The organism is Intestinirhabdus alba, assembly GCF_009711095.1.
In the GTDB taxonomy this organism is placed as follows: Bacteria; Pseudomonadota; Gammaproteobacteria; order Enterobacterales; family Enterobacteriaceae; genus Intestinirhabdus; species Intestinirhabdus alba.
This window is the reverse complement of record NZ_WMJZ01000031.1, coordinates 13305-25040: the sequence shown is the minus strand read 5'-3', so window position 1 is coordinate 25040 and position 11736 is coordinate 13305. Positions and strand designations below refer to the sequence as shown.

Here is an 11736-nt window from a genome sequence, read left to right as displayed (position 1 = left end):
ATGCCGTTATTCGGCTAAGGGTCAGGCAAGCACCAGGTCGCCCTGCGGGTGGCAGGAGCAGGCCAGCACGTAACCGTCGGCGATCTCCGCGTCGGTCAGGGTCATGGTGCTGGTAACGGTATATTCACCAGAAACCACTTTGGTTTTGCAGCAGCCGCAGACGCCCGCCCGGCAGGCCGCGACGACCGGAACCTTATTGCTTTCCATCGCGTCCAGCAGCGTTGTGCCGACCGGCGCGTAGAACTCCTGCACGGGCTGCAGCTTAGTAAACTTCAGCCCGTCGGTAGCCGCCTGCGCCACCGGCGTAAAGAACTTCTCTTTAAAGAAGCGCGTCACGCCCAGCGCCTTCACCTCCTGCTCGACCAGATCCATATAGGGAGCCGGGCCGCAGGTCATTACGGTGCGGGATGCGAGGTCCGGCACGCTTTTCAGCAGCTCCGTGGTCAGACGACCGGCCACGAAGCCGTGGGTGGCGTTGTTTTCTGCCACCAGGGTGACCGGATACTGACGCCACTCTTCGGCGAAAATAACGTCCTGCGGCGAGCGCACGTTGAAGATGACCTGCACATCCGCCTGGGGGCGGTACTTTGCCAACCAGCGGCGCATCGACATGATCGGCGTCACGCCGCAGCCCGCTGCCAGCAGCAGAAACTTATCGTCCGCTTTGTCGTCGCAGGTGAAATCACCCATCGCGTCGGAAAGCCAGATATAGTCGCCGCGCTTCAGGTCGCGGGTTAACCACTGTGAGCCGACGCCTTCGTCAATTCGACGCACGGTCAGCGTAATGTACTCGCTGACGCCCGGCGTGGAGGAGATCGTATAGGCGCGCAGCGTCTCCGCCGAATTGCGCACGCTCACCAGTGCATACTGCCCGGCGCGGTAAGGATAATAGCCGTGGCACAGCAGCGAAATTGTCCATACGTCCGGCGTTTCCTGATGGATGTGATGAACCTGCATCCGCCACGGGCACTGATTGGTTGGCATAGTCATAGGTAACTCCTTAGGCGCTCAGCAGCTGCTTCATATCTTCTTCAACGGTGGTTACGGAACGCAGACCAAACTTCTCGTTGAGGATAGCCAGCAGATCCGGAGTAAAGAAGCCAGGCGCGGTCGGGCCGGTGACGATGTTTTTCACGCCCAGGGAGAGCAGGGTCAGCAGGATAACGATCGCTTTCTGCTCGAACCAGGAGAGCACCAGCGAGAGCGGCAGGTCGTTGACGCCGCAGCCCAGTTTTTCCGCCAGGGTGACCGCCAGGATAATGGCAGAGTAGGCGTCGTTGCACTGACCGGCATCCACCAGACGCGGCAGACCTTCGATATCGCCGAACTCCAGCTTGTTGAAGCGGTATTTACCGCAGGCCAGGGTCAGGATCAGGCAGTCGTCCGGAACGCTGGTGGCGAAGTCGGTGAAGTAGTTACGCTCACCGCGCGCGCCATCGCAGCCGCCGATCAGGAAGATGTGACGCAGTTTTTCGCGGCTCACCAGGTCGATCAGCGAATCGGCGGCACCCAGCAGGGTCTGACGACCGAAGCCGACGGTGATCAGGTGCGGAATTTCGCTGTACGGGAAGCCCGCCATCTGCTGCGCCTGAGCGATTACCGGCCCGAAGTCGTCGCCTTCAAGGTGGCTTACGCCCGGCCAGCCGACGATGCTGCGGGTCCAGATGCGGTCGTCATAGGAGCCGACGGTCGGATCGATAATGCAGTTAGAGGTCATCACGATCGGGCCAGGGAAGCGGGCGAATTCCACCTGCTGGTTCTGCCAGCCGCTGCCGTAGTTACCGACCAGATGTTTAAATTTACGCAGCTCAGGATAGCCGTGAGCCGGCAGCATTTCACCGTGGGTATAGACGTTAACACCGGTGCCTTCGGTCTGCTCAAGCAGGTTGTAGAGATCTTTCAGATCGTGGCCGGAGATCAGAATGCACTTGCCTTCTGTCGCCTTCACGTTAACCTGGGTCGGAGTCGGGTGGCCGTATTTGGTGGTTTCACCGGCGTCCAGGATGCTCATGACCTTAAAGTTCATCTGGCCGATTTCCATAGAGCACTCCAGCAGAGCGTTCATATCGGAAGGCCAGGTGCCCAGCCACGCCATGATTTTATGGAACTGCGCGTAGATGTCGTTATCATACTGGCCGAGAACGTGGGCGTGCTCCATATAGGCCGCGGCACCCTTCAGGCCGTACAGGCACAGCAGGCGCAGGCCCAGGATGTTTTCGCCGATAGCGGCTTTGTCTTTGTTCGGCGTAAATTCCGCCGCCTGGCGCTGCAGGTCGCCCAGATCGTCGCTGACCAGCTGCAGATCGGCCATCGGGTTATCGACGGAGGCGTTTGCGTCAGCGCTCAGGCACTGCGCTTTCAGCGCTTCACGCATGGCGATCGCTTCGCGGGCGTAGCCGACGATGCGCGGGGAATCGAAGTTAACGTTGGTCAGCGTGGAGAAGAACGCACGCGGAGTAAAGTTATCGATATCGTGATTAATGATGCCATACTCACGAGCTTTCACCGCCCAGGCGGAGAGCCCCTGCAGGGAAGCGATCAGCAGATCCTGCAGATCGGAAGTTTCTGCCGTTTTACCACACATCCCCTGCGCGTAAGAGCAGCCGTTTCCTGCCGGAGTACGGATGGTTTGTTCACATTGCACACAAAACATGATCACACCTTTTAAAGTTATATTTAATATACATGTTTAAGGTTATGCCTGTGGGCGAAGGGAGAAAAGTAATTTCTGATACAACTTAAAGGGACATTGATTTAGCGCAATTTTGGCGGCGGGCGGAGCGCCGCCGGAGCGTCAGTATGCGGAGAAAAACGCCATCAGAACCGGTGCCAGCAGGCTCAGGATAAAGCCGTGAACGATGGCGGCGGGCACCAGCTCCAGGCCCCCGGAGCGCTGCAGCACCGGCAGGGTAAAGTCCATGGAGGTGGCACCGCACAGCCCCAACGCCGTTGAGCGGCTGCGGCGCACCAGGCCTGGGATCAGCATAATGGCGATCAGCTCCCGCGCCAGGTCGTTAAAGAAGGCGGCGCTGCCGATTACCGGGCCGTAGGCCTCCGTCAGCAGGATGCCGGACAGCGAATACCAGCCAAAGCCCGAGGCCATCGCCAGCGCCGTTTTTACCGGCAGGCCGAGGAGCAGCGAGCTAATCAGGCCGCCGAGCAGTGAGCTGGCCACCACCGCGGCGGCGACGATCGCCCCCCGGCGGTTAAGTACGATCTGGCGGAGGGTCATCCCGCTGTTGCGCAGCTGGATGCCGACCAGCAGCAGCAGGAAGATCAGGGTAAATTCGCTGGCCTGGGTGGCGTGCTGTAAAAAGGCGAACCCGCTGAGACCGGTGATAAATCCCAGCCCCACCACGCCGCACAGCCGCAGCGATTCCAGCGCCATTGCGAGGCGTGAGGGCAGCGTCTCCTGCTGGTGCTGATATCGCCACGGCAGCGCTTTCTCCAGCCAGAGCAGCGCCGCGGCGTTGCACAGCAAAATCGCGGCCACGCTGACGGCGGAGTAGTGAACAATCGCCACCAGGTTGGCGGTAAGGTTGTCAAGAAATGCCAGGCTGATGCCCATGAAAAACAGGATAAGATAAACGATTCCGCTCAGCAGCCGGTTGATTAGCCGTAAAACGGCCGCGTGGTGAAGTGGAATAAGATAGCCGACGATCAGCGGAAGCAGAATAATGAACAGCCCAGAAAACATTAATACCCGGTCCTTGCAATAAGAGAATAAACGGCGCGGTGACACACTACCCAATGGCGGGAGATGAGTAAAGCCGCCTGCGCGAAGCCGGGCGAGGGTTTCGCCGATGACCCGGAGCGGCAGGGGGCGTTTTTGCGCCGTCGCCGGGAAGGGGAGGCTTCCGGCCACGCGCGTTTTTTCGCGGCGTCTATTTTATCCGCCCTTATTTCACCGCTATTCCCGCCATGCCGGGTATAAGACTTATCCTGCGGGGCCAGCACTACGGCTGTTAAAAACGCTCCGGGTTTTATCATGCCACCCGAATTAGTCAGGGGATAACCCACGTTAAGGATAATCTGTGTCGCTTTTAAAAGCCGGAATGCGTCATATACCCTAAATAATTCGGATTGCAGGAAGGCCAACGCACATGCAGCCTGAAGGCGGACGGGAATATACGCTTAAAAAATAAAGCCCCAACCTTGCGGTCAGGGCCAGGTTAATCGCCGGGCGAGGCCGGCGCAATGATAAATTAATCGCGTTTTTCCAGCAGGACGCGATAAATAAGGCCGCCGAGGATGCCGCCAATAATCGGCATCACCCAGAAGAGCCACAGCTGCTGCAGCGCCCAGCCGCCCTGGAAGATCGCCACCGCGGTGCTGCGCGCCGGGTTAACGGAGGTATTGGTTACCGGGATGCTGATTAAGTGGATCAGGGTGAGCGCCAGGCCGATGGCAATCGGCGCAAAGCCGGCCGGGGCGTGCTTGTCGGTGGCTCCGTGGATCACCAGCAGGAAGCCGGCGGTCAGCACGATTTCAATCACCATCGCCGACAGCATGGAGTAGCCGCCCGGTGAATGTTCGCCGTAGCCGTTAGAGGCGAAGCCGCTGGCCGCCGCGTCAAAGCCCGCTTTTCCGCTGGCGATAGCATAGAGCACCGCGGCGGCGATAATGCCGCCGATAACCTGGGCCACGATATAGCCAATCACCTCTTTTGCCGCAAAACGGCCGCCCGCCCACAGGCCGAGGGTGACCGCCGGGTTAAAGTGGCCGCCTGAGATATGGCCCACCGCGTAGGCCATGGTCAGCACCGTCAGGCCGAAGGCCAGCGCAACGCCGGTAAAGCCGATGCCTAATTCCGGAAACGCTGCTGCCAGAACGGCACTCCCGCAGCCACCAAAAACAAGCCAGAATGTACCAAAACATTCGGCTGCTAACTTTCTGAACATATTTTTCCACCTCAAAATTAAAATAGTGGCCCCACTTGCCGGGCCGGGCGCTATTATCACCATAAACGTAGGACGACAACAGCAATAAATAAGCCGCTGTTTTAAAAAAATGTGCTAACTATTCATCAGTTAAATAAAAGTTATAAATTTGATTCAGGACAATGCGGTTTAATTACGGCGGCGTTTTTTTTGGGGAAACGTAATTCAGAATATTTTCAAACGAAATGTATTGTTTTTCTATTTATTACGCCGGGCCATATTCTGAAAATTCGGGTGGCGTGATAATGCGCAGTGCGTTTTGCTCAACGATCGTCCAGTCGGCCGGGGAGCGACTGAACGCCGCCGGGCGATAGTCCGTTCGGGCAAGGCTCAGGGATTCCGGAGCCTCATGTCGCCAATATACCTGGCGGCTGGTATATACTGCCGGGAGTTTAAGGGATAACGCTTCGCCGCTGGAGGAAAGATGATTCTCGAACGTGTTGAGATCGTAGGGTTTCGCGGTATCAACCGGCTGTCGCTGATGCTGGAGCACAACAACGTGCTGATCGGCGAGAACGCCTGGGGGAAATCCAGCCTGCTGGACGCGCTGACCCTGCTGCTGTCGCCAGAAATCGATTTGTACCATTTTGAGCAGCATGACTTCTGGTTTCCCCCCGGCGATCGCAAAGGGCGCGAGCATCACCTGCATATCATTCTTACCTTTCGTGAATCTCTGCCGGGCCGCTACCGGGCGCGGCGCTATCGGCCGCTGGCTCCCTGCTGGTCACTCTGCCGCGACGGCTATCAGCGCATTTTCTATCGCCTGGAGGGAGAGAGTGCCGGGGACGGTAGCGTGATGACGCTGCGCAGCTTTCTGGACTGTGACGGACATCCTCTCATTGGAGAAGATATCAATGACCTGGCCCGGCACCTGGTGCGCTTAATGCCGGTACTACGCCTGCGCGACGCGCGCTTTATGCGACGCATTCGCGACGGCGCGCTCCCCGACATGCCCGACGTGGAGGTGACCGCCCGCCAGCTGGACTACCTGGCCCGGGAGCTGGCCGCCCGGCCGCAGAATCTGACCGACGGACAGATTCGCCAGGGGCTGTCGGCGATGGTGCAGCTGCTGGAGCACTACTTTTCCGCGCAGGGGGCCTCGCCCGCCCGCCATCGCCTGATGCGGCGGCGGGCGGATAACGAGCGGCGCAGCTGGCGCTATCTCGACATCATTAACCGGATAATCGACAGGCCGGGCGGACGAACCCACCGGGTGATCCTGCTGGGGGTTTTCGCCACGCTTCTGCAGGCGAAAGGCTCTCTTCGGCTGGATAAAGACGCCCGTCCGCTGCTGCTGGTTGAAGATCCGGAAACGCGGCTGCATCCGATTATGCTGTCGGTAGCCTGGCAACTGCTGAACCTGCTGCCGCTGCAGCGTATTGCCACCACCAACTCCGGCGAGCTGCTGTCGCTAACGCCGGTGGAGCACGTCTGTCGGCTGGTGCGCGAGTCGTCGCGCGTGGCGGCCTGGCGGCTGGGGCCGGGCGGCCTGAGCGCCGAAGATGGGCGGCGTATTGCCTTTCATATTCGCTTTAACCGCGCCTCGTCGCTGTTCGCCCGCTGCTGGCTGCTGGTTGAAGGCGAAACCGAGACCTGGCTGATCCACGAGCTGGCGCGCCAGTGCGGCCATCACTTTGACGCCGAGGGGATTAAGGTTATTGAGTTTGCCCAGTCCGGTCTGCGGCCGCTGGTGAAGTTCGCCCGCCGGATGGGCATTGAGTGGCATGTGCTGGTGGATGGCGACGAGGCGGGGAAAAAATATGCCGCCACGGTGCGCGGACTGCTCAACAACGATCGGGAAGCCGAGCACGAGCACCTTACCGCGCTGCCGGCGCTGGATATGGAGCATTTTATGTACCGGCAGGGTTTCGCCGACGTCTTCCACCGGGTTGCCCAGCTTCCGGAGAAGGTGCCGATGAACATGCGCAAAATCATCTCAAAGGCGATCCACCGCTCATCGAAGCCGGAGCTGGCCATTGAGGTGGCGATGGAGGCCGGACGGCGGGGCGTGGACGCCGTACCGCCGCTGCTGCGCAAGATGTTTTCGCGGGTGCTGTGGCTGGCGCGGGGGCGCGCCGACTAGCCGCTGAAGCCGCGGGAGATCTGTCCGGCGACGTCGTCGAGCAGCGCATAGCGGCGGCGATATCCGGCCCGCTTCTTACTGGCAATCTCCTCTTCGCTTTTACGGGCCAGGGCCAGCGGCAGAGAGAAATAGTTGCCGGCGACCTTCTCGCCGCCCAGCGATGTCCAGAAGGCGTCATAGTCGGCGTAGATCTCTCTTTTCTTATCCCGGTAGCGCCAGCTGCGGTAAATATGGGCGTCGTTACTGACCGCCATGATTTGTTCGGCCCGCAGCACCTGAGCAAAGCAGCAGACGGCCTCCATAACGATCCGCTTTGGAAACAGCCCGTGGCAGGCTTTGGTCGCCTGCTGAATCACCTCGTGCGGCACGTCGCTGGCTGCGCCCTGCAGCCCACCGATAAACAGCGTCGGCTTGCCGTTGAGCTGGCAGAAGGTAAAGGTAATTTCCGCCAGAATGCGCAGCTGCGCATCGCGAATCACGAGGGTACTTTCCCCTTCTTTATCCAGTGAGACCAGGCTGACTAAATCCAGCTGGAAGGGGGCATCATCTTTAGCGGTAAATTTTGCCAGATTAAGGCCGGAGTGGCTTAGATAGTCGGTAAGCTGGCTGTGGGTCAGGAGTTGCCGCATTTTGTCATAATGGCAGCAGAGGGCGCTGAGCGCGAACGCGCGCTTAACGTTGACGGCCATATAGGGACGGTGCAGGCGAATCGGCAGCCGGGGCTGGCGGGCCAGCAGCGAAGCCAGCTCGGGCCATTGGGTCAGGGTTTCCAACAGCCGACCGGTCGCGCGGGGCATCAGCAGCGAACGCAGTAAAAATTTGCGTCGAAAGCTGGCCTTACGCCAGAACTTTCCCGGCAGCAGCTGGCCTCGGCTAAGGTGAATAAATAATTGTAAAGGAGAGGTAATCCCGGTGCCAGAGAAGGTATTATCGGTAACCTGCGTCATGAGTGAAATCCGCAACAAAGATGATGCCGCAGATTGAATCACGCTGAATGTTAACCAATCGTCAATGTCTCCCGGCCTGGTTTTCCTGACCGCGGGTTGGTTTAGGTACGGTTTAAATTCAGAACGTCACTTTCCAACGGGATAGCTATGGGTATTAAGGGATATAAATTTAAAAAACGTTATCTGCTTCTTCTTTTTATACTCATCCTGGGAGGAATCGGTCTCTGGAAAACGTTAAACGCACCGTTACCCCGCTATCAGACGCTGATTGTCCGCCCCGGAGACCTTGAACAGAGCGTGCTGGCAACCGGCAAGCTGGACGCGCTGCGTAAGGTGGACGTCGGGGCGCAGGTGAGCGGCCAGTTGAAAACGCTGTCGGTGGCCATCGGTGACAAAGTCAAAAAAGATCAGCTGCTTGGGGTGATCGATCCGGAACAGGCGGAGAACCAGATCAAAGAGGCGGAAGCCACGCTGATGGAGCTTCGCGCCCAGCGCACCCAGGCGGAGGCGGAGCTGAAGCTGGCGAAGGTGACGCTCGCGCGCCAGCAGCAGCTGGCGAAAACGCTGGCGATATCCCGTCAGGATCTGGATACCGCCGCCACCCAGATGGCAGTCAGGCAGGCGCAGATTGGCACCATCGACGCGCAGATTCAGCGCAACCAGGCTTCGTTAGACACCGCCAGAATTAACCTCGACTACACCCGTATCGTGGCTCCGATGTCGGGGGAGGTGACGCAAATCACCACCCTGCAGGGGCAGACGGTCATCGCCGCCCAGCAGGCACCGAACATTCTGACGCTGGCGGATATGAGCACCATGCTGGTTAAGGCGCAGGTTTCCGAAGCGGACGTGATTCATCTTCGGCCGGGGCAAAAGGCCTGGTTTACCGTGCTTGGCGATCCGCAGACCCGCTATGAGGGAACGCTGAAGGACGTGCTGCCGACGCCGGAGAAAGTCAATGACGCCATTTTCTATTACGCCCGGTTTGAAGTGCCTAACCCGCAGGGCGTGCTGCGCCTCGACATGACCGCCCAGGTGCACATTCAGCTCGCCACGGTAAAAAATGTGCTGACCATACCGCTGTCGGCGCTCGGCGAGCCGGTGGGCGACAACCGCTATAAGGTGACGCTGCTGCGCAACGGCGAAACCCGCGAGCGCGAAGTGACCCTCGGCGTACGCAATGACACCGACGTGGCGATCGTCAAAGGGCTGGAGGCGGGCGATGAGGTGGTGATCGGCGAAGGCGCGCCGGGAGCGGCGCAATGACGGCGCTGCTTGAGCTTAGCGACATACGCCGCAGCTACCCCTCCGGAGAGACGCAGGTTGAGGTGCTAAAGGGCATCACCCTGCAGATCCACGCCGGTGAAATGGTGGCGATCGTCGGTGCCTCCGGCTCCGGCAAATCGACGCTAATGAACATTCTTGGCTGCCTGGACAGGCCCACCAGCGGCACCTATCGGGTGGCGGGGCGCGACGTTTCGACGCTCAGCGGCGACGCCCTGGCGCAGCTGCGGCGCGAACATTTCGGCTTTATATTCCAGCGTTACCATCTGCTCTCCCATCTGACCGCGGTGCAGAACGTCGAGGTCCCGGCGGTGTATGCCGGCACGGAACGTAAACGGCGGCTGGCGCGCGCCGGCGAGCTGCTGAAGCGTCTGGGGCTGGAGGAGCGGATAAACTATCAGCCTTCCCAGCTTTCCGGCGGCCAGCAGCAGCGCGTCAGCATTGCCCGCGCCCTGATGAACGGCGGCCAGGTGATCCTCGCCGACGAGCCGACCGGCGCGCTGGACAGCCGCTCCGGTGAGGAGGTGATGGCGATTTTACATCAGCTGCGCGATCGCGGGCATACGGTCATTATCGTCACCCACGATCCCCAGGTCGCCGCCCAGGCGGAGCGGGTTATTGAGATCCGCGACGGTGAGATCGTGCGTAATCCGCCGTCGCAAAAGGCCTCCGCCGGCAGGGGGATCGCCGGGCCGGCCGCAGAGGCTGCCTCCGGCTGGAGCCAGTTCGTCGGCGGTTTTCGCGAGGCGCTGACCATGTCGTGGCGGGCGCTGGCGGCCAACAAGATGCGTACCCTATTGACTATGCTTGGGATCATCATCGGCATTGCGTCGGTGGTGTCGATCGTGGTGGTGGGCGATGCGGCAAAGCAGCTGGTGCTGGCGGATATCCGCGCCATCGGCACCAACACCATTGATATCTACCCCGGCAAAGATTTTGGCGACGACGATCCGCAGTACCAGCAGGCGCTGAAGTATGACGATCTGAGCGCCATTCAGAAGCAGCCCTGGGTGGAATCGGCCACGCCTGCGGTATCGCAAAACCTGCGGCTGCGCTATGGCAATATCGACGTGGCGGCGAGCGCCAACGGCGTTAGCGACTATTTCAGCGTTTACGGGATGACCTTCAGCGAAGGCAGTACCTTCAACCGCGAGCAGATCGCCGGGCGCGCCCAGGTGGTGGTACTGGACAGCAATACCCGCCGCCAGCTTTTTCCGCATAAGGCGAAGGTGGTGGGTGAAGTGATTCTGGTGGGTAATATGCCCGCCACGGTAATCGGCGTCGTGGAAGAGAAGAAAACCATGTTTGGCAGCTCGCAGATCCTGCGGGTCTGGCTGCCCTACAGCACCATGGCCGGGCGGATAATGGGGCAGTCGTGGCTGAACGTCATTACCGTGCGGGTAAAAGAGGGTTTCGACAGCGCGAAGGCGGAGCAGCAGATTACCCGGCTGCTGACCCTGCGCCACGGCAAGAAGGATTTCTTTACCTGGAATGTCGACGGCGTGCTGAAAACCGCCGAAAAGACGACGCGCACCCTGCAGCTGTTTCTGACGCTGGTGGCGGTGATTTCGCTGGTGGTCGGAGGAATTGGCGTAATGAACATTATGCTGGTGTCGGTCACCGAACGGACGCGGGAAATTGGCATTCGCATGGCGGTTGGTGCCCGGGCCAGCGACGTGCTGCAGCAGTTTTTAATTGAGGCGGTGCTGGTCTGCCTGGTTGGCGGGGCGCTCGGCATTATCCTGTCGATGCTGATCGCCTTTGCCCTGCAGCTGTTTCTGCCCGGATGGGAAATTGGCTTTTCACCGGTGGCGCTGCTGACGGCGTTTTTCTGCTCGTCCTTTACCGGCGTGCTGTTCGGCTGGCTGCCCGCCCGCAGCGCGGCGCGGCTCGATCCGGTTGACGCCCTCTCCAGAGAGTAGCCGGGCACGGAGGGGCGACGGCAATAAAAATGCCAGCCGATCGGGCTGGCATTTTGTCTGCGGGATGTACACAATAAAACAGAAGAGCTAGGCGACCGCTTCTGCTTCGATGGGCACGATAACGCTGGCATGATTGCCTTTTGGCCCCTGGTGTACATCAAACTGGACGGCTTGTCCGGCTTTTAGCGTTCTGTAACCATCCATCTGAATGGTGGAATAGTGTGCGAAAATATCTTCGCCGCCGCCTGCAGGGCAGATGAAGCCAAACCCTTTGGCATTATTGAACCACTTAACAGTACCCGTTTCCATGCTTCGACATCCTTCATAAATCTTATATAAGTAAGATGGAATGAACCGGTGGTGGAGTGGAGGCTGTTCAAAACCTCGCCAACTCTCGAAATTACAATTTAGAGAAAACGGACGAGGCGTCAAGCATCAGACAGGGTTGATTGGGTAAAATTGAATCAAAAATTTGAAGCAGTTAACGCTATTGCCAGGAATGTGACAGGTGTCGCGGATGCCAGTAATAGGTGATAGTTATCTGGCAATTGAGGTAGATT

10 protein-coding genes are annotated in these 11736 nt (G+C 59.3%); 4 read left to right on the top strand and 6 right to left on the bottom strand.

Annotation, left to right across the window (positions count from 1 at the left end):
- Positions 1 to 21: 21 nt before the first annotated feature.
- From hcr to aqpZ, 4 genes are all read right to left on the bottom strand, one after another.
- Complete coding sequence (gene hcr, locus GJV78_RS18385) at positions 22 to 990, bottom strand: NADH oxidoreductase (protein ID WP_155109675.1); 969 nt, start codon at positions 988 to 990, stop codon at positions 22 to 24.
- Between the two features lie 10 nt (positions 991 to 1000).
- Positions 1001 to 2653, bottom strand: coding sequence for a hydroxylamine reductase (gene hcp / locus GJV78_RS18380; protein WP_155109674.1), 1653 nt, complete (start codon positions 2651 to 2653; stop codon positions 1001 to 1003).
- A 141-nt stretch (positions 2654 to 2794) separates the two neighbouring features.
- Positions 2795 to 3697 carry a lysine exporter LysO family protein gene (locus GJV78_RS18375; RefSeq protein ID WP_155109673.1) on the bottom strand — a complete coding sequence of 301 codons (903 nt, stop codon included), beginning with the start codon at positions 3695 to 3697 and terminating at the stop codon, positions 2795 to 2797.
- Positions 3698 to 4205: 508 nt separating this feature from the next.
- Complete coding sequence (gene aqpZ / locus GJV78_RS18370; protein ID WP_155109672.1) at positions 4206 to 4901, bottom strand: aquaporin Z; 696 nt, start codon at positions 4899 to 4901, stop codon at positions 4206 to 4208.
- Positions 4902 to 5364: 463 nt separating this feature from the next.
- Between aqpZ and GJV78_RS18365 the strand changes: the two genes are divergently transcribed.
- Positions 5365 to 7023, top strand: a complete 1659-nt coding sequence (locus GJV78_RS18365; protein WP_155109671.1) for an ATP-dependent endonuclease — start codon at positions 5365 to 5367, stop codon at positions 7021 to 7023.
- Here GJV78_RS18365 and GJV78_RS18360 read toward each other — a convergent pair.
- The gene (locus GJV78_RS18360) at positions 7020 to 7970 is read right to left on the bottom strand and encodes a VirK/YbjX family protein (protein ID WP_155109670.1); all 951 of its coding nucleotides are present in this window, start codon (positions 7968 to 7970) and stop codon (positions 7020 to 7022) included. The two genes, GJV78_RS18365 and GJV78_RS18360, sit on opposite strands and share 4 nt — an antisense overlap.
- A gap of 147 nt (positions 7971 to 8117) precedes the next feature.
- On the opposite strand from GJV78_RS18360, the gene macA reads away from it, so the two are divergent.
- Entirely contained in the window at positions 8118 to 9236 is a 1119-nt protein-coding gene (gene macA / locus GJV78_RS18355) for a macrolide transporter subunit MacA (RefSeq protein WP_155109669.1), read from the top strand.
- Positions 9233 to 11176, top strand: a complete 1944-nt coding sequence (macB, locus tag GJV78_RS18350; protein WP_155109668.1) for a macrolide ABC transporter ATP-binding protein/permease MacB — start codon at positions 9233 to 9235, stop codon at positions 11174 to 11176. The genes macA and macB overlap by 4 nt, the downstream gene beginning before the upstream one ends.
- An 87-nt stretch (positions 11177 to 11263) precedes the next feature.
- Here the strand turns inward: macB and cspD are convergent, their stop codons facing one another.
- Complete coding sequence (cspD, locus tag GJV78_RS18345) at positions 11264 to 11485, bottom strand: cold shock-like protein CspD (protein ID WP_155109667.1); 222 nt, start codon at positions 11483 to 11485, stop codon at positions 11264 to 11266.
- Between the two features lie 150 nt (positions 11486 to 11635).
- Between cspD and GJV78_RS23735 the strand changes: the two genes are divergently transcribed.
- Positions 11636 to 11710 carry a hypothetical protein gene (locus GJV78_RS23735; protein WP_230979185.1) on the top strand — a complete coding sequence of 25 codons (75 nt, stop codon included), beginning with the start codon at positions 11636 to 11638 and terminating at the stop codon, positions 11708 to 11710.
- Positions 11711 to 11736 lie beyond the last annotated feature (26 nt).